Below are 19702 nucleotides of genomic sequence, written 5' to 3' on the forward strand. Positions count from 1 at the left end.
TGACTGTGTTCCACCCGTTATATTGTATTGGTTCCCTACTTGATTCACATTTGTATTCAATCCATCATTTGCTGGAGTGATACTCTGGGCATAAGCTCCATGGGCTGAGGYGAATATGCTAGCTAGGAAGATGTATCTTAAACACTGTTTTTTGTTGAGCATCACAAAACTTAGCAAATTATGTAGTCTATTTATAAATTAATACTATTTGCACATCTCAGTTATATATAAATCCATCTTTGTAACTTATCTATAACTTATTTATAACTTTTGAATGGAATCATCCCTATGATAATGCGATCACCTATGTTGCTATTTCTGAAGATGTGATTGAGCGATTATTTTTAGGTAATGCAATTACTTCTTCAGGCTTTAAGACGAGGCAGGTTTTGTTTTCTCACACCTCATTGATTATTTTAAATCTCAACCTCTGCTCCTAATCCTTTAATAACTTCGCTGTTTTAGGAGATTTGCGAACCTTGAGCAGAATACTCTTCTTATCTTTTTTAGTCTCAAAATTGACATCTACGAGATCGATGTATTCATTCCCAATGAATTTACCAATTGAGCGCTGGATGGCAAGTCTAATTACTTCCTGATTGTAGGATTCATCGATAATATTGATGTTGGTATCTTTCCAGAGGTCTTTAGCATCTATTTCCAAGTTACCTCCATCTCGATTCATAAACTCGACGACTGCGATGAGAAATGACTTAAGTCGTTGGAATTCGATATCATTTACTGATAAAAATGCTATAGGTGATGACGATAAGACTAAAACTTTCTTCTCATCATCTCGGCGATTTTCTTTGCTGGGATTGATATTAGGCTTTGGTGTGATAACAGGTGGTGTCTCAACAGGTGGTGTGACAACAGGTGGGATGATGATAGGTGGTGGAGCAACCTCAAAAGCACCTATGTCTCGAATTCCATTGATCGCGATACCTCTCTGATCAGATGTTGGCGCTCCTGTGTTATTACCTGCGTTAATAGCTGGGCTACCTATAAGTAAAGCTTGAGTTTGAGTAGCTCCCCCATTGTTAGCTAAAGGACCTAAAAGCGGATTTATTGGTGCAGCGATCGTGCCAACTAGAGTGCTGACTGTAAAACCCATACTGCCATTATTTTTACCAATCAAGTTATTACCTTGGTCGGTAAATCCGCCAGAAACATCTGGTCTATTAGGATTATTATTACCAGCAATAATGGTGTTCTTGACTCTAACTGCACCCAATAAATTGGAGATGCCGCCACCAGTAGTGCCAGTTCCAGATACCGTATTAGCACTAATAGTAGCGTTAAGCAGATTTATAGTGCCTGTATTGGAAATTCCTCCACCACTACTCAAGTTCCCAGTCACAGTATTTCCACTAATGGTGCTGTTAGTAATATTTATAGTGCCTGTATTGGAAATTCCTCCACCACTACTCAAATTCCCAGTCACAGTATTTCCACTAATGGTGCTGTTAGTAATATTTATAGTGCCTAATAAATTGGAAATTCCTCCACCACTACTCAAATTCCCAGTCACAGTATTTCCACTAATAGTGCTATTAGTAATATTCAAAGTGCCTAATAAATTGGAAATCCCACCACCGCTACTTGCAATTCCAGTTACAGTGTTTCCGCTAATCGTACTGTTAGTAAGATTCAGAACTGCGCCCACATTGATCAACACACCACCACCAGCATTACTTCTTCCATTAGTAATGGTCAACGCATTCATGTTGACAGTTCTACCTGCGCCAATAGTAAAAACCCTAACAGCATTGTTACCACTAATAGTAGTGTTATTTGCCCCTGCACCATTTACTGTTAGGTTTTTATTAATCGGAACCGTTGCGCCTAGTATATAAGTAGCTGCCGCTAGATTCACAGTTGCGCCAGCCGCCGCTACATCTACACCATTTTTCACCGTACCAGCAGCGCCAACATTAACCGTAGTTGCAGTACCAGATAAGGTACTTGCCCCTCTTAAGGTAATCGGTGCATTCAGATTGGCTGTCGGAGCAGTCAATCTCAAGTTCCCATTTGCACCATTTGCGCTGGAGTTAATCGCAGCATTAACAGTAATTGCATTAGTTGCCGTCAGGTTGACATTAGTACCATTCAGCGCCGATACAATTGTCGAGCTGTTGATCGTGCTAGCACCTGCATTGGCATTCGCCGCCGCAACAGTAGCATCAACCCCACCACTTGCCACGACAGTGATCGTAGTCGGATCAAGCAACCAAGTACCTATTTCCCCTTGAAATGCCGAAGTATTAACCTGAGCGTTATTGCCAACTGTGAGGATGTTTTTGCCAGAAGTCTCTACCAGTCCACCATTACCGCTCAGCGTCCCACCCTTCGTCGTAATCGTGCCATCGAAAGCCGTTGTCCCATCCGACCATAAAATTACCTTGCCCCCATGCCCATTCACCAACGCATCAGCATTAATCGTGCTACTTGTATCAACATTTGTTGATTGCGACTTCGGTGTTGTGCCAGTACCTTGCAAATCGCCACCAATCAACACCGTGCCACCACCATTGACACCTGATGCATTTATATTGGCGTTTACTAAACTGACGTTATCACCCAAAACTTGGACATTCCCACCATTGTTTCCCGATACATTTAAATTACCCGATGCGATCGCCGTTCCCGATATCTTACCAATAAGTAAGCTTGGTAAATCCACACCCCGCAGCACAGGAGCATTGCCAACTACTTGCTGATCAGCAATCGGTAGTTCGAGACTCATCAAACTGCCTTCATTGGTAATTTTGATGAATTTATTGTCAGGGGTGGCTGCGATCGTAATGTTCCCCTCAGGTGTGGTGATCGTGCCTGTATTTACTACCATGCCACCCACTAAAGTGACACTTTTTCCGATCTTAGTTTGAAGATTCCCTTCATTGGAAATTACCCCTGATGGAGAATTATCCAAACTCGGCAAAGTGTTAGTAAAACCATAGCCTGTTACATTACCCGTGAGGTTGCGAACCTCATCAACGCTGCTATTAATTCCAAACCATCCATTTCCTACTTGGATTCCTGTTGCGGTCGTAGCCGAGAAATTGGCTGGCACATTCAAACTCGCATTAGCTCCAAACACTATTCCCGCAGGGTTAAGAATGAACAGGTTAGAATTTCCGCCCGTCACCTGAATCAATCCATTAATCATCGAGGCTTCCCCTCCCGTTACACGTGTCAAGACATTCTGCACGCTGGGATTGCTCAAGAAATTAGCGACTTCGCTTGTGGATAAACCTAATTTTTGCAAACTGTAAAACAAGTTTGCTCCTGCCTGTGTTCCACCCGTTATATTGTATTGGTTCCCTACTTGATTCACATTTGTATTCAATCCATCATTTGCTGGAGTGATACTCTGGGCATAAGCTCCATGGGCTGAGGTGAATATGCTAGCTAGGAAGATGTATCTTAAACACTGTTTTTTGTTGAGCATCACAAACACCTAACAAATTATGTAATGGCTTCGCCGTAAAATAAAGAACCAAATCTTTGATAGTGTGGCTTTGCCACACTATCAAAGATTTGGTTCTTTATTAAATTGAAAAACTCTATTCCATTTATAAATTAATACTATTTGCACCTCTAAGCCATATATAAACCCATCTTTATAACCTATCTATAACTTATTTATAACTTTTGAATCTACCCATGTCTTACATAATGCGATCGCCCATGTTCCTACTTCTGAAAATAAGATAAGCTCGAGAAACTAAAATCGCCGAAAGCGAGTTTGCAAGTCTTCATTTCTGTGGGTTTGCTATAACCATAAAAGCAAGACTTTGCGCTATTTTTATAACTTGACAAAAGAAAATTTATTTTTTGCTTGCCAAGATTGCACACTGTGTTATCATTAGATTCGCGAGTTAAGGGCTTGTAGCTCAGTGGACTAGAGCACGTGGCTACGGACCACGGTGTCGGGGGTTCGAATCCCTCCTGGCCCGTCCTAAAACAACAAAAAAGCAGCGCCTAGCGCTGCTTTTTTTATTGAGGGTTTTGCTTAGTTGTAAATTTGTTAGCGATCGCCTGATCAACATCCTCAGGACTCACAATCCAATAACTAAAGCGAAATTCATTAGGCTCGCTGGGTCTACCTTTAAGACTCGTCGATTGGATTTGTTCAGGTTTTAAGGTCATGCTAAAGGTGGCGATCGCCATCATCTCGTCAAAACTGAGATTAGAGTCCACATGCTTTTGCATGACGTTAATCAAATCGGGAAGATGTAGTACAACCGCAGGATTAGCAATTTTTGCCTTCACTGCTTTCAAGACAATCTGTTGCCTCTGAATCCGTCCGATATCTCCATCTTCATCATGGCGAAAGCGAGAAAAGCCTTCAGCTTGTTCACCATTTAGAGTCTGCACACCCGCATAGAGATCAATATTTAGCTTTTGCGTATTGTCAACATACTTCATCCGCTTCGGCACATTTACCTCAATGCCGCCAAGGGCATCAACTAAAGCTGATAGTCCATGGGTATCAAGACGGACATAGCGATCGATTTCAACGCCGTTAAGCTTTTCTGAGACAACCTCTTGAGCGAGTTCTGCACCGCCGTAGACATTCGCTGCATTAATTTTGGTCACGCCATAGTCTGGGATTGGTACTTGGGTATCGCGAGGGATTGATAGCATATGCACGGAACGATCAATCGGATCGAGGCGAATCAGCAGCATACTATCGCTACGACCATTAAAGGACTCAGGAGAGCCGAGAGGAGCATCAAGTACCCGATCAACCCCCATCACTAGAATCTGATAAGGACGTTCTAACTTGCGACCTAAGCCCTCCATCAAAACTTCTTCAGGCTTACGTCCCGTTAATAAGCCCCCCCAATCCAAAGCATTAATTGGGATAATCCGCCCTAAAAAAGCACCAACGCCTACTGAGACTAGTAGAGATAAAGTAAAACCGATTTTCGCAAAGGGGATGCGTCTAACTTTAGTAATGGTAGTTTGAGGCAAATCGATTTGCGTTGTTTCTAGTGAATTCATAGGCAAATCAGCGCGATTGGTGGTATCGGCTGACCGAACTTTGGATGCAGTTATCGGTCTATTGCTCACACACCACTCCATAACTTCTATAATGCTCAACAAACAACATATACCGCAAGTCAACAACTCTATGCAAGCTGTAATTATTGCTGGTGGAAAAGGAACAAGGCTCAGACCCTTGACCTATGGCTGTCCTAAGCCAATGCTACCTCTGGTGGATCGTCCATTTTTAGAATGGATGATTAATCGTTGTCGTGAAGCTAGTGTGTGCGACATTTTGCTAAACGTGCAGTATCAAGCGCGACAAGTAATCGATTATTTTGGGGATGGCGATCGCTTTGGTGTAAAAATTCGGTATGTTGAAGAGTCCACACCACTTGATACCGCAGGCGCAATTAAGCTTGCAGAGCCATATTTCACAGGTGAGTCATTGATTGTATTCAATGCCGATATTCTTACCAATTTAGACTTGACATCGCTCATAAAGTTTCATAAATCAACAGAAGCTGATGCAACTTTGACTTTGACAAAAGTTCTTGATATTACGCCTTTTGGCTTAGTAGAAATTAACGAGCAAAGTCAAGTCCAAGCTTTTCGAGAGAAACCAAATGCAGAACAAGCGGTAGAATTTCTGGCTCAAGGTATTGATACGATTAATGCTGGAACCTATGTTTTAGAACCAAAGATTTTTGACATTTATCCAATGGGTGAACCTCTCAGCTTTGAACGGAAAGTTTTCCCCAATGTTTTAGAGCGTGGCTTGAAGATGATGGGGTTTGTATGGGATGGCTATTGGATGGATATGGGAACACCTGAGAAGTATTTTCAAGCCCAGACTGATGTGTTGGAAGAAAAAGTTCCGTTTGATTTCGGCGATCGCGCTGAGAAGCAAAGCAAGGGAGTTTGGATTGCGAAAACTGCTAAGGTTGCTGAGGGAGCAGTTTTGAATGCACCTTGTTATGTAGGAGAAGATGCTTCTATTGGAAAAGATGCTCACATTCCATCACAGACTTTAATTGGAGCAAATTCTCTTGTTAATAGGGCGATCGCTTCTGGTATGTATGCCGCAGGTTCAATGTTAGTTTAGACAAAGTTAGTTTAGACAAAAAAGCCTCGCTAGGCGAGGCTTTGAAATCAAATTTGTAAACCAGACCCAGTAAGGGTTTTAAAAACACAAAATGGCGTAGCCATTTTGTGTTTTGGTATTAGTCGTTCCGTTTGAATGAATCTAGCCATTCACGCAACTGTTGAGAAGCGATATCTTTGCCACCAAGTCCAAAGGCAACCGCGATCGCGACGGCAATTGCCCCAGTTAATAAGCCAAATGCTAGATCGACGATATTACTAGCGATACCCATCTGTTTGAGAGCCATCGCCGTAATTAGCGCAACAATGGAAATTCGGGCGGCATGACCGAGGATTCGCGCTTGGCGACCACCAGTGCTAGTAATCAAGTTAAAGGCAAGGTTCGCAAGGTACAAGCCGATCGCGAAAATCACTACACCGCTTAGAACTTGTCCAGACACTTTCAATACACCAAAAACAATGCTGGTCAGAGCATTAATCTGTAAAACGTCGGTAGCTGTAGCGATCGCCACTAGCATAATCGCCAGAAATACAATAATTCCAACGATTTGTGAGGGTGTTTGTGGTGGAAGCGTTGTTATAGAGGCATTTTCAGTATCTTCATTAAATGCATTGGTTTGAGGCGTTGCCGCGATCGCGGGAAATCCCAACCATTGCAAAATATTGTTAAAGCCTAAACCTGTAAGAATTCCAGAAATAATATCTCTCGCAAATTGACCAAAGAAATAGGCAACCGTAAGAATCGCACTAGCCACAAAAATCTGAGGTAGGAAGCGCAACACTTGATCCAGCATTGCTGTTGCTGGGCGAGAGATTGCACCAACTTCTAAGGCTTCTAAAGTGGATATAGCTGTGGGAATCAGAATCAATATATAAATGAAGTTCCCAACTACTTGAGATAGGGTATATTCACTTTGATTAGGAGTCCAACGCTGGAGAAAACGATCTGCTCCACTAGTAGCTAAGAGATTGGTCACGATCCGCTTCACTACTTGAGCAATCAACCAACCAATACCACCAATCATCACTGCTTTGAGGATTTTTGGTAGAGCGCTCAAAATCTGATTGACGAGATTTTGTAAAGGCTGAAGTGCTTGAACTAAGCCAAGGGTATCTAGAACTAAGGGCAGAAAGAGTAACAAGATAAACCAATACAAAGCTGAAGATAGAGTCTCGCTAAGAGGGATTACTTGTGTGGTTGCATCCCCAACACTCTCGTTCACTTTGCTGTCAATTTGAGCTGATCGCAAAAAGCGTCCCACAACAACTTTGCTAACAGTTGCTAAGACCCATGCAATCCCTGCCAGAATCGCCGCACCACCGAGCTTAGGTAAGAATGACGCAATCTGGGCAAGTAAACTATTTAACGGAGTAGCAACCGCATCTAATCTAAGAAATTGGAAGAATCCCACCAAGGTAAATAGGAGGATAATCCAAAAAACTGTAGTGCCTGCCCATTTCTCAATTGGCAAACTACTACTACGGGAACCTGTTAACCAATTCGCCAGCTTATTATCAATATCTGTACGTTTCAGTAAACCCTCGGTCATGGAGGAGAAAAATATGGCAATTACCCAGCCACCGACTAAAATGGCGATCGCAAAGACTAGCTGCAATACAATTCCATCAGGTCTAAGTAAATCTTCTATTGCAAAACTTCTGGTCGTCGAGGTTTGAGCCAAGATGAAAGACGTGAAATCACGCATACTGCACCTCAATGTAAAGAACTAAGGAAAATAACTCCTTACCGTATATTAAATGCAGTGATAGATGTGAAATAGCCAGTAATAGTTAAGATTCACCTTGTATTTGCTATAAAAAACTTTACTAAAACCCAAGTAAAAAAGATGGGGCGCAAAGCGCCCCATCTTTTTTACTTGGACAATGAATCTACTTGCTCTTCTTTTTGCCTTTACTTGCCGTCAATATCTCCGACTGAGCAATTTCAGCATCAAGAATGGTTTGCCCCGTCGCTGCAAGAAATACATCGTCAAGGCTAGGGCGAGACTGGGACAGACTGAATACTTCAATATCAACCGCCGCCAAGATGTTTTGAATTTCGCTAATGGCGTTAGCATCAGGGGTGACAAATAAGTTAACGGCATTACCTTGAGCCGAATTAATCGTAATGCTCTGCACAATTGGTAGCTGCTGCAAAATCTTTTGAGCATGTTCAGCTTCATGACGCTCGGCAAACTCCCGAATCCTCACCGTGATGCGATCGCCACCAACCTTAGTCTTTAAGTCATTGGTCGTGCCTTCAGCGATAATTTTGCCCTTATCAATAATTGCTACGCGATCGGCAAGTGCATCAATTTCTTCAAGGTAATGACTGCTAATCAATACGGTCACACCTGAAGCTCGGAGCTTGCGTAAAAACTCCCAAATTGCAATCCGACTCTGGATATCCAAGCCCACCGTTGGCTCATCAAGAATTAGTACCGATGGTTGATGCAGTAACCCCGCAGCCAAGTCTAAACGCTTTTTGAGACCACCCGAATATGTCCCTGAGAGCTTATCAGCGTAAGGCTCTAGTTGTAGTAAATCTAATACACTGTCAATGCGATCGCCGATTTGTTTTGGCGGAATGTGATACAAAGCTGCTTGAAAACGTAATAATTCGCGTCCCGTCAGGACTTTATCTAGAGCAACTTCTTGAGCAACGTAGCCTAGACGATTGCGGATAGCCCTTGCTTCAGTTGCCCCAGCTACTTCAATTAACCCTGAATCAGGCATAGTCAGCGTACAAAGACAACGCATGGTTGTAGTTTTGCCTGCCCCATTCGGACCTAACAGTCCATATATTTGACCCTGTGTAACATTTAGAGAAATTCCATCTACGGCAACAGTCTCGCCATAAGTTTTCCTGAGATTTTCAATTCTTACTGCCGATTGCATGGATGTATCTAAGTATTACGTTCTGTTAAACATTTATTTTAACCGTGTCGTTCTTAAAACTGCAATAAAATCTTCATCCCTCAGTAATCCTGAGACAGATAATACTCCTTCCATCACCCAAGAATTAATGATGCGGCGCTTTGCGCCGCATCATTAATTCTTGGTTAGTGTCATTATTTAGTCACTTGATTAGAGGAGAAAGAATAGCTGAAAGTAGGGGAAATGGAAATAAAGTGATCTAAGCAAGCACCCATGAACATATAGCAGTCCTATATCATTTGTGGATTTTTTTGGTTTGTGGAAGGACACCCCATCGGGGTGTCCTTCCACAAACCATTTAGGATTGCTATAGCAAAACGAGAACAACAAATTCTACGGGGTAAAGCTACAAGTTTTCAGCCAGAACTGGATGAAGCATTAGAACAAGCAATGAAGTCAGCCGTGCTCGAAGTAGCCAAAACAGTACTAGAATCGGCTCTAGAGGAAGAAGTGAAAGCAGAGCTAGCCAAATTGGCTTCAGACAGACCAAGGCGTTCAGGCTATTTTCAACGGGGACTCGATACACAGTATGGACATATGAGCAACTTACGAGTGCCGAAACTGCGACGGCACAACAGCGAGAGGGAGTAGCAAATACGGTAACGATACCAATTTTCCGTACTGCTGTGAATGAAGTTATACTTGCCGTCCAAAACCAACTAAATACCCGCCGCGACTTAGCTAAACACCTAAGATGATGCTCGTCGATGGAGTATGGGTGGATATTCAATACACACGAGATGAATTTAAGGAAGACCGTGCTGGACATCTGTGTCAGCGTCGAGAAGCAGAAGAACGTGTAGTTTTGGTAGCAATGGCTGTGTGGGAAGACGGCTCTTATGAAGTCCTGCACTATGAAATTGACACGGAGGAAGGGGAAACAGAGTGGAGTCAGTTTTTTGAGCGTCCTATCGAGCGCGGATTAGAACCAACCGAGGTGCAATTAGTGGCGAGTGACGGGACATTAGGATTGCCTAAAACCTTACAAAAAAACTTGCCTAACGCTCAACAGCAACTAGGCATGACCTCAAATCGGTGGCGAATAAATAATGACACTAACGGAAATTGAGAAAGCTGTATGTATTGAGCTTGGCTTCACTTCAATGACTTCTCATTTTAACAGCTAGACTGACAAGCGATCGCTTCCAGCACTTACTGTTCAAACGAACCACCAAAGATTTTTTAAAAGTTTTGCTTCGCAAAACTTTTAAAAAATCTTTGGGTTTAAGCGCAAAATGTTAATTTCACTCTTATTGGGGTTTACACTTACCAGCGCGAATTAAGCCAACTCGTTTGGCGATCGCTTCACCTTGAGAGGCAAATGCGCCCCATGTTTCCACAGAATTTAAAATTTCCTCTTGGTGATCGCTGTTGACAATTTCGCAAATACCAGTATCACGTTTACAAATAAACCACTGATTTGATGCAACGCGATCGTAGAGATTCTGTGAATTGTCAATTTGAGAAGACATAGGATTAGTTACAGGCTAGATTACATACAGCTACTACTGATCAACTGAACCCAAGGAAAACTTTTGCAAGTGTTGTGACGTAACACTTGCAAAAGTTCTCTTGGTTCGGGTTTGAGCGTAAAGCGCTGTAAATGTAGCAATTATAAATTATTTGTGGGAAGTGCAGCCTACGTTTGTCCATCTCACAAATTAGCATAAGGGTTCTGCAATTTAATAAGGAACCCGATTTTTGATGGCACAGCGAAGCCGTGCCATCAAAAATCGGGTTCCTTGTTTTACGGCGAAGTCATAATCTTCTAAATTGCTTGAAATTGCTATATTCAGAGCATAATGATGGTGAAATCTCATGATTTATGCAATTTAGCAGCTTGCATCATGTCCCTAAACGTAGTACAAGAAAGCATAGATTTGTTAAAGTTTTGTAAAATATTGCAAGCTACTTAAGAGATCCCCAATAAATACAAACATTACAAAATGGCGTTAACTATGGCGCAAGTCTTTGGAGAATTTACAGAAGATTTTTCGGAAAGAAGCGAATTTTTGGTTCTCGGATTTTCTCCATCCTCTCTACCAATTCAACTACGCTGGAAGACAAATGGGCTTTCCGCCGATTTCCTAGGGGACTATGTTAAAAACTTTTTCCCAGGCGATACTAGTGCTGCTTTAAATAAACAAACTGAAGTGCGTCATGCAGTTAGTTTTGTCGCTAATGAATTGCTAGAAAATGCAATGAAATATAGTGATAAAAGCGCAGGACAACCAATTAATCTAGAAGTACATTTGTTTAGCGATCGCCTAATATTTCTATCAAAAAATAGTGTTCATCAAGATGCGATCGCTAATTTTCAGTCCTACTTACAAGAAATTACTACTGGTGATATTGGTGAAATGTATATTAACCAAGTTGAAAAAAGTGTTGACATTGATGAATCTGAAAGTTCTGGACTTGGCTATTTGACCATGATTATGGACTATGATGCAGTCCTAGGGTGGAAGTTTGAACAGGTTTCTGGCAATAATCCTGCCACAATAGTAACAACAATGGTTCAGTTACCTCTCTAGCAACATATTTAATCAAAAATCATTAGAGTCTTTTCTAGTGAGTTTTACTAAAAATATTCATCAAGTTTATATTAGGAGAATTTAAAGAATGGAAGTTAAAGGGGATGATTATCGGGTCTGGTATGAACAATCAGATACAGTTATCTATTGTCAAGGATCTTTACGTCTAGCAGGGACAGAAGAATATGCCCCAATTGTCCAAATTTTAGAAAATGTAATTGAACAAAATCCTAAAAAGATCACCTTAAATCTCTGTCAATTAGAATTCTTAAATAGTTCAGGTATTAATGTTCTATCTAAATTTGTGATCAAAGTTCGCCAAAAAGAGACTATTAAGATTGTTGTCCAAGGCTCTGAAAATATACCTTGGCAAGGAAAATCCTTAAAAAATCTGCAAAGATTAATGCCCGCTCTAAAGTTGGATTGGGTTTAGCTAATTGACTTACTTCGAAATATCTTTGCTGATTTTGTAGATAATTTCGTTACGAATAATTCCCAAAAGACTATTAATCACGGCTGGTGAAATATGACCAGTATCCACCTCACGACCTGAAACTTGCGATAAAAATGTCAAAATCTGTTTTGGCAAAATTAACGTCATCCCATTTTTAAGATGTAGTTCTAATTTGCCAACTCCTGTAACTACAGGATAAATGCTGTATTGACTTAATCCATTGATCAACTGTCCGCCAGCATCAAAATAACTCAATTGTACATATCGATAGTTAGGGGGGTGGCTACTATAGCCATCAAGCTCTTGCTTAATTAATTCAGAAAGGTCAATACAATTATTAGCTTGTGCAAATGACAAACATTGCTCTAATGCTCTAGTTAATGGCAACTTATTAATTGCTTCTTCGGGTTCCAGTCGCAATTCTAGGGCAGCGAGGATATCAGTTACACTGAAGGCAATGCGAGTTTTGGGAGCTGACATGGTATTCGCACAAAAAATCTATTGCTAAGTAGCTGGGTGCAATTGAATATAAACCCCAAAAACTGTGGTGCAGACTGCGCTACAGTTTTTGACCTTGTTTTTTTATTAAGCCCAACTACTTAGTAAACTTAAGACATAAAACTCATAAAGTAAAGATGATGCTCTGCCCTGCCTTTACCTTATGCAGGTTTCACATTGGTCGAGACCTATGATAATCGGCTAAAATGGAAATCTAAAGTTATTCTTGCCTAAAGTCCATGCTCACTTCTGATCGCACTGTTAAACAAGAAAGTAAACAAGAAACTACACCAGACGTTATTGATGTAGATGTCCCCAAACGTGGGATGCCCGTTACGATCATTACAGGTTTTTTAGGCAGTGGCAAAACCACTTTACTCAACCACATTTTGCAAAATCAACAGGATTTGAAGGTTGCAGTTTTAGTAAATGAGTTTGGGGATATCAACATTGATAGTCAGTTGCTAGTATCCATCGATGAAAACATGATGGAATTGAGCAATGGCTGTATTTGCTGCACCATCAATGATGGGCTAGTGGATGCTGTTTACAATGTCCTTGAAAAGGGCGATCGCATTGATTACATGATTGTTGAGACTACAGGCGTTGCTGATCCTTTACCGATCGCGCTCACTTTTTTAGGTACTGAGTTGCAGCATTTGACGCGCCTTGATTCGATTTTGACGGTAGTTGACTCGGAAGCTTTTACCTCTGAGCATTTCAACAGTGAGGTAGCCTACTCACAAATTATGTATGGCGACATTATCATTCTTAATAAAACCGATCTAGTTAGCGAAGAAAAGCTGCAAGAACTAGAGGCTTACATTAATAAGACCAAGACTAAAGCTCGGATCTTGCGATCGCAGTTAGGAGTTGTGCCACTGCCACTAATTTTGGATATCCAGATCGACCAATCAGCGATCGCCGCCACCCAAGAGTCCAGTCAAGAGGCTGATCATCACAAGCATGACGATCACACCCACCACGACCATGACCACGCTCATACCCATAAACACAGCCATGATTCCGACTGCCAACAGGATCATCACGATCATGAGCATCATCACCATTCCAATCACCTAGACAACGACGGATTTATATCAATTTCATTCCAAAGCGATCGCGCTTTTAATCTTGATAAATTTCAAAATTTTCTTGACAAGCAATTACCAACCGATGTTTTTCGTGCCAAGGGTATTCTGTGGTTCGCAAATATCGACAATCGCTATGTTTTTCAACTGAGTGGCAAGCGTTACGAACTCAAAACCGATGATCGTGGCAAATCTTTAAAAAATCAATTAGTAATTATCGGTCGTGATTTACACCGTGAAGAACTATTAGCACAGCTTACAGACTGTCTCGTTTAACAAAGAACCAAATTTTTAGTGCCTCGGCTTTGCCGAGGCACTAAAAATTTGGTTCTTTATTTTACTGTGCTTCCCTTAGAGATGTTTTTTGATTACGCATGTACCGCTAAGCGATCGCATAGTTGATCGGCTTGAATTACCCCCTCAACTCGATCAACAGGCGCTCCATCTTTAAATAGAACCAATGTTGGCAAAGCATAAACTTTGTACTGTGAGGCGAGATCGGGGTAATTATCAGTATTGATCTTGACAATTTGAACTTTGTCTTTCATCTTTTCACTCACCTTGTCCAAAATCCCTGTCATCAATTGGCAAGGACCACACCAAGGCGCATAAAAATCTACCAGAACAGGCAATTCTGAACTTTCCAACAATTCATCAAAACTACCAAACTGCTTTTTTACTGACATGTAGCGATCGCTCCTCTAAAAACTCAATTCTATAACAATTGCTATAAAAGTAGGAGATGCTAATTTGGGGCTTTAAAACATCGGTAGAATTTCTCCAAAAAACGATTTATACCTATCGCCATTTTAGTTAAAAACCAAAACCCAAAAGAGAGTTCGCTGCAACTCTCTTTTGGGTTTTGAATTTTTTTGTCGCAAAGGTTACATCGCTAGGATAAAATTGTCACTGGCTATTACTCAATCTGCAATGATCTCTAGTAACGATTTTCGACCCGGCGTAACAATTGAACTTGATGGCGAAGTCTGGCGTGTAGTTGAATTTTTACACGTAAAGCCAGGCAAAGGTTCGGCTTTTGTCCGCACCACTCTCAAAAGCGCCATGACAGGTAAAAACCTAGAAAGAACTTTCAGAGCTGGGGAAATGGTTCCTCAAGCTGTTCTGGAAAAAAGCTCCATGCAGCACACCTATAAAGACGGAGATGATTATGTCTTTATGGATATGCAAAGCTATGAAGAAGCTAATTTGACCTCAGCCCAAATTGGCAGTCGTGTCAAATATATTAAAGAAGGCATGGAAGTTAATGTCGTGCGTTGGGGCGATCGGGTAATTGATGTGGAGTTACCCAATACTGTTGTACTAGAAGTAATCGAAACTGATCCCGGACTAAAGGGTGATACAGCAACGGGTGGTAGCAAAGCTGCTAAGGTGGAAACTGGCGCATCAATCAATGTTCCCCTATTTGTGAATATTGGCGATCGCATCAAAATTGATACTCGTGAAGACACGTATTTGGGGCGTGAAAATTAGGTGGAATTTAGCTTAGATCAAGTACGTGAATTAGTCACGATTCTAAATAAGACGGATATTACCGAACTGACGCTAGAATCAGGCGATGTCCGTCTGAGTATCCGTAAAAGCGAAACTAGAGTTTCGACAATGCCTGTGGTTATGCCAACATCTGCTGTTGGCTCCGCTGTAAACTCAGCAGCGATCGAGCATACCTCTATAAGCCCTGTCGTGCATACCACCACAGTTGCTGACTCTCTTCCCTCCAAAAAACTCATCGAGATCACATCGCCGATGGTTGGTACTTTCTATCGTTCTCCAGCCCCTGACGAGGCTCCGTTTGTGGAGATTGGAGATACTGTCAAAAAAGGGCACACAGTTTGCATCATCGAAGCTATGAAGTTAATGAATGAGATCGAATCAGAATCGTCTGGCAAAATCGTGGAAATTCTGGTGGACAATACTCAACCAGTTGAGTATGGTCAAGTTTTAATGCGAATCGAAGCAAATTAAACAAAAAAAGAGTCGCAACGCGACTCTTTTTTTATCTCAAAAGGCGGCTCTATGTGCCGTCTTTTCTATGTCTTGCGATATTTTTAGACCACACTTAAGAGATATTGTGTTTAATTGTAAACAATTGTTAAGATAACAACATCGAAAACAAATAATTTATCAAGGAAATTCCAATCTTAAGGAGAAAACTATGGAAACCAAATTTGACTTTAGTGGCGAAAAACTTTTCACACCGATCGCTTTTCGTGAAGACTTTAATCAATTTGCGCGTCTAAGCGAAACTCAAGCTTGGTCAATGTTTTTTACAGCCAGTCGTGAAGATAATGCCCTCGGTTTCAGTAGAACCGTAGGAAGATTTTGGACAGGATTAGTGATTGCGGCAGTTGTTGAATCAATTCTCGGCGTTACGGTTTTTCATGTGTTTTAAATTTTATCTATTTCTCTCAAATCTCGATAGACGCGCTACTAAGTACTTGGACAAAATAAATTACCGAAACCCGTAAAGTTACAACTTTACGGGTTTCGGTTTTTAATTACAGCAATTACCAATCAAACGAACCACAAGAAAAAATTTGAAAGCGTTGCTTCGCAACGCTTTCAAATTTTTTCTTGGTTTGGGTTTGAGCGCAAAGTGCTGTAATTACGTTCATCTACTTATGAGGCTTCGAGAAATATAGGAAAGTCTAAGAACCACGTACATTTTTGATCAACCAGTTAAACTTAGCTTCGGCTAACTCTAAGTTGCCGATCATAGACTGACCAAACCCACCAAGATGAGATTCTAAATCATCTAGATCATAGCCATATCCAAGGCGGCTCACAGTACCACGTAGGCGATCAGAAAGACAAAGACAGATAGCGCGATAAAATCGTGACGAAAAATTTATATCTTGTTGGAGTTTCGATAAGAGTTGCACTCTGGGTATTGATAGTACGACGCTTTCTTCTAGCGATCGCACACTCGCAAGGGGAGGTCGAGTGTCAATAAAAGATACTTCGCCAACTATTTCTCCTTCAGAAATTCTCGCAAGTTCTTTCTGATCTTGCGATTCAATGGCAACACTAAACGAACCACTCACGACAATGTACAGAGCTTCGCTGATCTGACCTTCGCGGATTAATAAGCGATCGGGGGTAATTGTCTCCCTTTTGCCTTTCTGGACAAACCAGTCAAGGTCACTATTATTGAGTTCGCTAAAGAAAAGTAAAATTTTCTTCACATTTAACCTCTGTAACTGGATAAAACGTAAGAAGTCATATTCTTGCAGATTCTTTTGTACAAATAGTAATGCTAATCAAAAAATTTAAGAAATAGTAATTTTACAGGGCTTTGTGTTTAAACCCAAACCAAGAGATTTTTTTAAAGTGTTGCTTAGCAACACTTTAAAAAAATCTCTTGTAGTTTGTTTGATCAGTAATTGCTGTAAGGTTTCTACTATAACGATAAAGGCGACATAAAGTGCCACCTTTGTTTAGGGTTAATTTACAAAATCAACATCATTTTTAAAGTTGTTGGTTTCGATAGGTCTCCTTCAAATAGGATTTTGCAATTGGCATGAAGATGACGCGCAATGTGATACAAAGACTCAATTTCATCTAAAGCATTTATTCTGATCGCAATTTCCTCTAGGGAGAGAGATACATCTGATGCTTTCAAAGCATCAACAAGTTTCTTTTGTAAAGCAAGTACTTTTGCACCAGCTTTTTTACCAGCCTCAACACCTGGTTGATGATAAGCATTGATGTTCACCAACGAAGCATAAAAACTCACAGCACGCTCATACAGAGCAATTAATGCGCCAACAGTAAGTTCAGAAACACATGGGATCGTAACAGTAATTGAGTCTCTACCATTTTCATACAGAGCGCTGCGAGTACCTTGCAGAAACCCTAACAAATAATCGCCAGTGACGACACCTTCTTCTACTTCGGGATGAGGTCGCTCAGAGTCCTGTAAAACTTCGATGAATGTTGCAAAAAAGTTGGGAACGCCTTCGCGCAGTTGCTGTACATAGGCATGTTGATCGGTAGACCCTTTATTCCCGTAAACAGCGATCCCCTGATATACAGTATTGCCTTCAAGATCTTTCTCTTTGCCGAGAGATTCCATTACCAGTTGTTGCAGATAGCGACTGAATAACAGCAGCCGATCTTTATATGGCAAGACCACCATATCTTTTTCGCCCTTACCGTTGCCCGTGAAGTACCATGACATCGCAAGAAGAGCAGCAGGATTTTGGCGAATATCTTCAATGCGAGTAGCCGCATCCATTAAATTTGCACCGCGCAACATTTCACGAATATTAATGCCTTGCAGAGCCGCAGGTAATAATCCAACTGCCGATAGTTCTGAAGTTCGACCGCCAATCCAGTCATACATGGGGAACTGATCTAGCCAACCATTGGCGATCGCGTATTTCTCCAACGCACTGCCAACGCCTGTAATCGCGATCGCCTGTTTCGCAAAGTCTAAACCTGCTTTTTTAAAAGCAAACTCGGCTTCTTTCATGCCATTGGCTGCTTCAGGAGTGCCGCCAGATTTAGAAATTACCAATACTAATGTGGTGCTGAGGCGATCGCCTAGTAGATCCAGCACCAAGTCGATCCCATCGGGATCAGAGTTATCGATGAAACTAATTTTAAGGGGTACATCCGCCTTAGAAAAACATTGGGCGACAAATTGGGGACCTAAAGCCGAGCCACCGATACCAATTGAAAGAATATCCGTAAACTTTGCAGCCTTTGGTGGATGGATAATCCCTTCATGAATCTTCTTGGTAAAGTCTTCGATGCGATCAAGAGTCTCAGTAATATCTTTACTCAATGCTTCCGTGGGGGCAATCTCAGGCGATCGCAGCCAGTAATGCCCGACCATACGTTGCTCATCAGGATTGGCGATCGCGCCTGACTCTAACGCTTTCATATCTGCGAAAGCTTTGACAAACTTAGGTTGTATCTCTGTCACAAAGTCTGGCGTAAACCTGATCCGACTGATATCCACGTAAAGACCTAGCTCTGAATGGTAGTACAGCCAGTCTTGATAACGTTGCCACAGTTCCACAGCCGAACTCATACGAACCTCACTTTGCTCTTTGTGAATAGCTTAAATGTGAATAGCTTAAATGTGCATACCTTAAGGTTTGTGCGACTTAATGAAAAACGATTTTTTGTGGTGCGACTTTACCGCGCCATCAAAAATTTGTTCTTCATTTTACTGCGCGTCCTTAAGGAGATGCACAGTCCCAATCGTAAGTGATAAATAGCAACCTTGTTTGATGTTATTTCTACAGATTGCGATCGCTCCTGATTTTCAGATTTATTATTTTGAGCGCTATGGGCGATAAAAACGCCAAAATCGGTTATTAAGTCTACGTTAAGAAGTGCATCAAAGTTGGTTTGCTAGCACCAGCAAAGTGTTATGGTGATCTCATAGCCAAATCAGCTATTCGGCGCAGTGGGGTAATTAAAAACAAGATTGCGCGTGTCAACTTTAATTAACTGATTTGGAACTCAGAAGCGAGGTCATAGAGATGAAACTTGTAATTCAAGGCAAGAATATTGAAGTCACGGAAGCCATCCGCGAGTATGTTGAGCAAAAGATCGACAAAGCGGTGAGCCATTTCCAATCGTTGACCACAGAGGTAGATGTGCATCTATCTGTGGCACGTAACCCTCGCATTGCTTCTAGCCAATCGGCAGAGGTAACAGTCTATGCGAACGGATCTGTGATCCGTGCCGAGGAAAAGAGCGAGAATTTGTATGCAAGTATTGACTTAGTTGCTGACAAGATTGCTCGTAAGTTGCGGAAGTTTAAAGAGCGCAAGAGCGATCGAGCTGCTGCGAAAACCAGTGTTGCTGTTGTTGAGCAACCTCCAGTACCAGTGCCAAATGGCAATCGTGTGGTCGAGTTACCCACTCAGGTTGTGCGAAACAAATACTTCGCCATGCCTGCGCTATCGGTGGATGAGGCTCTGGAACGGTTGGAGCTAATCGATCACGATTTCTATGTTTTTCGCAATGCTGATACAGGGGAAATCAATGTTGTGTATGAACGTAATCATGGCGGTTATGGTGTGATCCAGCCCCATGATGTCAAAAAACATTAACCA

20 protein-coding genes and 1 tRNA gene are annotated in these 19702 nt (G+C 41.5%); 12 read left to right on the forward strand and 9 right to left on the reverse strand.

Annotated features, from left to right (window positions below; genetic code table 11):
* Positions 1 to 436: 436 nt before the first annotated feature.
* Positions 437 to 3451 carry a choice-of-anchor Q domain-containing protein gene (locus B9G53_RS02675; protein ID WP_094528772.1) on the reverse strand — a complete coding sequence of 1005 codons (3015 nt, stop codon included), beginning with the start codon at positions 3449 to 3451 and terminating at the stop codon, positions 437 to 439.
* A gap of 434 nt (positions 3452 to 3885) precedes the next feature.
* On the opposite strand from B9G53_RS02675, the gene B9G53_RS02680 reads away from it, so the two are divergent.
* Positions 3886 to 3959: transfer RNA gene (locus B9G53_RS02680), tRNA-Arg, on the forward strand.
* 40 nt (positions 3960 to 3999) lie between these two features.
* Here the strand turns inward: B9G53_RS02680 and B9G53_RS02685 are convergent.
* On the reverse strand, positions 4000 to 5079 hold the full coding sequence (locus B9G53_RS02685) for an LCP family protein (protein ID WP_254923524.1): 1080 nt from the start codon (positions 5077 to 5079) through the stop codon (positions 4000 to 4002).
* A 61-nt stretch (positions 5080 to 5140) separates the two neighbouring features.
* Here B9G53_RS02685 and B9G53_RS02690 point away from each other — a divergent pair, with 61 nt between their 5' ends.
* The gene (locus B9G53_RS02690) at positions 5141 to 6097 is read left to right on the forward strand and encodes a sugar phosphate nucleotidyltransferase (protein WP_094528773.1); all 957 of its coding nucleotides are present in this window, start codon (positions 5141 to 5143) and stop codon (positions 6095 to 6097) included.
* A gap of 118 nt (positions 6098 to 6215) precedes the next feature.
* Here the strand turns inward: B9G53_RS02690 and B9G53_RS02695 are convergent, their stop codons facing one another.
* Both B9G53_RS02695 and B9G53_RS02700 read right to left on the reverse strand, forming a co-directional pair.
* Complete coding sequence (locus B9G53_RS02695) at positions 6216 to 7802, reverse strand: mechanosensitive ion channel (RefSeq protein WP_094528774.1); 1587 nt, start codon at positions 7800 to 7802, stop codon at positions 6216 to 6218.
* Positions 7803 to 7986: 184 nt separating this feature from the next.
* Positions 7987 to 8994: an ATP-binding cassette domain-containing protein gene (locus B9G53_RS02700; RefSeq protein ID WP_094528775.1), complete on the reverse strand. Its 1008-nt coding sequence runs from the start codon at positions 8992 to 8994 to the stop codon at positions 7987 to 7989.
* Here B9G53_RS02700 and B9G53_RS27115 point away from each other — a divergent pair.
* From B9G53_RS27115 to B9G53_RS02710, 3 genes are all read left to right on the forward strand, one after another.
* Positions 8993 to 9151, forward strand: coding sequence for a hypothetical protein (locus tag B9G53_RS27115; RefSeq protein ID WP_176453066.1), 159 nt, complete (start codon positions 8993 to 8995; stop codon positions 9149 to 9151). The two genes, B9G53_RS02700 and B9G53_RS27115, sit on opposite strands and share 2 nt — an antisense overlap.
* Before the next feature lie 140 nt (positions 9152 to 9291).
* Complete coding sequence (locus tag B9G53_RS02705) at positions 9292 to 9624, forward strand: transposase (protein ID WP_094528777.1); 333 nt, start codon at positions 9292 to 9294, stop codon at positions 9622 to 9624.
* Between the two features lie 103 nt (positions 9625 to 9727).
* A complete protein-coding gene (locus B9G53_RS02710) occupies positions 9728 to 10102 on the forward strand; it encodes a transposase (protein WP_094528779.1) in 375 nt (124 codons plus the stop codon).
* Positions 10103 to 10283: 181 nt separating this feature from the next.
* On the opposite strand, the gene B9G53_RS02715 is transcribed toward B9G53_RS02710, so the two are convergent.
* On the reverse strand, positions 10284 to 10505 hold the full coding sequence (locus B9G53_RS02715) for a DDE transposase family protein (RefSeq protein ID WP_094528781.1): 222 nt from the start codon (positions 10503 to 10505) through the stop codon (positions 10284 to 10286).
* A 486-nt stretch (positions 10506 to 10991) separates the two neighbouring features.
* On the opposite strand from B9G53_RS02715, the gene B9G53_RS02720 reads away from it, so the two are divergent.
* On the forward strand, positions 10992 to 11567 hold the full coding sequence (locus B9G53_RS02720; protein ID WP_094528784.1) for a DUF6272 family protein: 576 nt from the start codon (positions 10992 to 10994) through the stop codon (positions 11565 to 11567).
* 88 nt (positions 11568 to 11655) lie between these two features.
* Positions 11656 to 12000: a hypothetical protein gene (locus B9G53_RS02725; RefSeq protein ID WP_094528786.1), complete on the forward strand. Its 345-nt coding sequence runs from the start codon at positions 11656 to 11658 to the stop codon at positions 11998 to 12000.
* Between the two features lie 9 nt (positions 12001 to 12009).
* Here the strand turns inward: B9G53_RS02725 and B9G53_RS02730 are convergent, their stop codons facing one another.
* Positions 12010 to 12501, reverse strand: coding sequence for a hypothetical protein (locus tag B9G53_RS02730; protein ID WP_094528788.1), 492 nt, complete (start codon positions 12499 to 12501; stop codon positions 12010 to 12012).
* Positions 12502 to 12845: 344 nt separating this feature from the next.
* Between B9G53_RS02730 and B9G53_RS02735 the strand changes: the two genes are divergently transcribed.
* Positions 12846 to 13886: a GTP-binding protein gene (locus B9G53_RS02735; protein WP_254923527.1), complete on the forward strand. Its 1041-nt coding sequence runs from the start codon at positions 12846 to 12848 to the stop codon at positions 13884 to 13886.
* A 92-nt stretch (positions 13887 to 13978) separates the two neighbouring features.
* On the opposite strand, the gene trxA is transcribed toward B9G53_RS02735, so the two are convergent.
* Positions 13979 to 14296, reverse strand: coding sequence for a thioredoxin (gene trxA, locus B9G53_RS02740; protein WP_094528793.1), 318 nt, complete (start codon positions 14294 to 14296; stop codon positions 13979 to 13981).
* Between the two features lie 244 nt (positions 14297 to 14540).
* On the opposite strand from trxA, the gene efp reads away from it, so the two are divergent.
* From efp to B9G53_RS02755, 3 genes are all read left to right on the forward strand, one after another.
* Positions 14541 to 15101: an elongation factor P gene (efp, locus tag B9G53_RS02745; RefSeq protein ID WP_094528795.1), complete on the forward strand. Its 561-nt coding sequence runs from the start codon at positions 14541 to 14543 to the stop codon at positions 15099 to 15101.
* Complete coding sequence (accB, locus tag B9G53_RS02750) at positions 15102 to 15593, forward strand: acetyl-CoA carboxylase biotin carboxyl carrier protein (protein WP_094528797.1); 492 nt, start codon at positions 15102 to 15104, stop codon at positions 15591 to 15593. It abuts the gene before it with no gap.
* Between the two features lie 190 nt (positions 15594 to 15783).
* The gene (locus tag B9G53_RS02755; RefSeq protein ID WP_094528799.1) at positions 15784 to 16020 is read left to right on the forward strand and encodes a hypothetical protein; all 237 of its coding nucleotides are present in this window, start codon (positions 15784 to 15786) and stop codon (positions 16018 to 16020) included.
* Positions 16021 to 16276: 256 nt separating this feature from the next.
* On the opposite strand, the gene B9G53_RS02760 is transcribed toward B9G53_RS02755, so the two are convergent.
* Positions 16277 to 16813, reverse strand: coding sequence for a cyclic nucleotide-binding domain-containing protein (locus B9G53_RS02760; RefSeq protein ID WP_094528800.1), 537 nt, complete (start codon positions 16811 to 16813; stop codon positions 16277 to 16279).
* 263 nt (positions 16814 to 17076) lie between these two features.
* The gene (locus tag B9G53_RS02765) at positions 17077 to 18666 is read right to left on the reverse strand and encodes a glucose-6-phosphate isomerase (protein ID WP_094528802.1); all 1590 of its coding nucleotides are present in this window, start codon (positions 18664 to 18666) and stop codon (positions 17077 to 17079) included.
* Positions 18667 to 19123: 457 nt separating this feature from the next.
* Between B9G53_RS02765 and raiA the strand changes: the two genes are divergently transcribed.
* A complete protein-coding gene (gene raiA, locus B9G53_RS02770; RefSeq protein WP_094528804.1) occupies positions 19124 to 19699 on the forward strand; it encodes a ribosome-associated translation inhibitor RaiA in 576 nt (191 codons plus the stop codon).
* Positions 19700 to 19702 lie beyond the last annotated feature (3 nt).

It is taken from the genome of Pseudanabaena sp. SR411, from assembly GCF_002251945.1.
GTDB lineage: Bacteria > Cyanobacteriota > Cyanobacteriia > Pseudanabaenales > Pseudanabaenaceae > Pseudanabaena.

Coding starts and splice junctions, on each gene's coding strand:
- B9G53_RS02715 (WP_094528781.1), bottom strand. CDS start 10,505: ATGTCTTCTCAAATTGACAATTCACAGAATCTCTACGATCGCGTTGCA.
- efp (WP_094528795.1), top strand. CDS start 14,541: ATGATCTCTAGTAACGATTTTCGACCCGGCGTAACAATTGAACTTGAT.
- B9G53_RS02730 (WP_094528788.1), bottom strand. CDS start 12,501: ATGTCAGCTCCCAAAACTCGCATTGCCTTCAGTGTAACTGATATCCTC.
- B9G53_RS02720 (WP_094528784.1), top strand. CDS start 10,992: ATGGCGCAAGTCTTTGGAGAATTTACAGAAGATTTTTCGGAAAGAAGC.
- B9G53_RS02725 (WP_094528786.1), top strand. CDS start 11,656: ATGGAAGTTAAAGGGGATGATTATCGGGTCTGGTATGAACAATCAGAT.
- B9G53_RS02735 (WP_254923527.1), top strand. CDS start 12,846: ATGCCCGTTACGATCATTACAGGTTTTTTAGGCAGTGGCAAAACCACT.
- B9G53_RS02675 (WP_094528772.1), bottom strand. CDS start 3,451: ATGCTCAACAAAAAACAGTGTTTAAGATACATCTTCCTAGCTAGCATA.
- raiA (WP_094528804.1), top strand. CDS start 19,124: ATGAAACTTGTAATTCAAGGCAAGAATATTGAAGTCACGGAAGCCATC.
- B9G53_RS02700 (WP_094528775.1), bottom strand. CDS start 8,994: ATGCAATCGGCAGTAAGAATTGAAAATCTCAGGAAAACTTATGGCGAG.
- trxA (WP_094528793.1), bottom strand. CDS start 14,296: ATGTCAGTAAAAAAGCAGTTTGGTAGTTTTGATGAATTGTTGGAAAGT.
- B9G53_RS02710 (WP_094528779.1), top strand. CDS start 9,728: ATGATGCTCGTCGATGGAGTATGGGTGGATATTCAATACACACGAGAT.
- B9G53_RS02690 (WP_094528773.1), top strand. CDS start 5,141: ATGCAAGCTGTAATTATTGCTGGTGGAAAAGGAACAAGGCTCAGACCC.
- B9G53_RS02695 (WP_094528774.1), bottom strand. CDS start 7,802: ATGCGTGATTTCACGTCTTTCATCTTGGCTCAAACCTCGACGACCAGA.
- B9G53_RS02765 (WP_094528802.1), bottom strand. CDS start 18,666: ATGAGTTCGGCTGTGGAACTGTGGCAACGTTATCAAGACTGGCTGTAC.
- B9G53_RS27115 (WP_176453066.1), top strand. CDS start 8,993: ATGGATGTATCTAAGTATTACGTTCTGTTAAACATTTATTTTAACCGT.
- B9G53_RS02755 (WP_094528799.1), top strand. CDS start 15,784: ATGGAAACCAAATTTGACTTTAGTGGCGAAAAACTTTTCACACCGATC.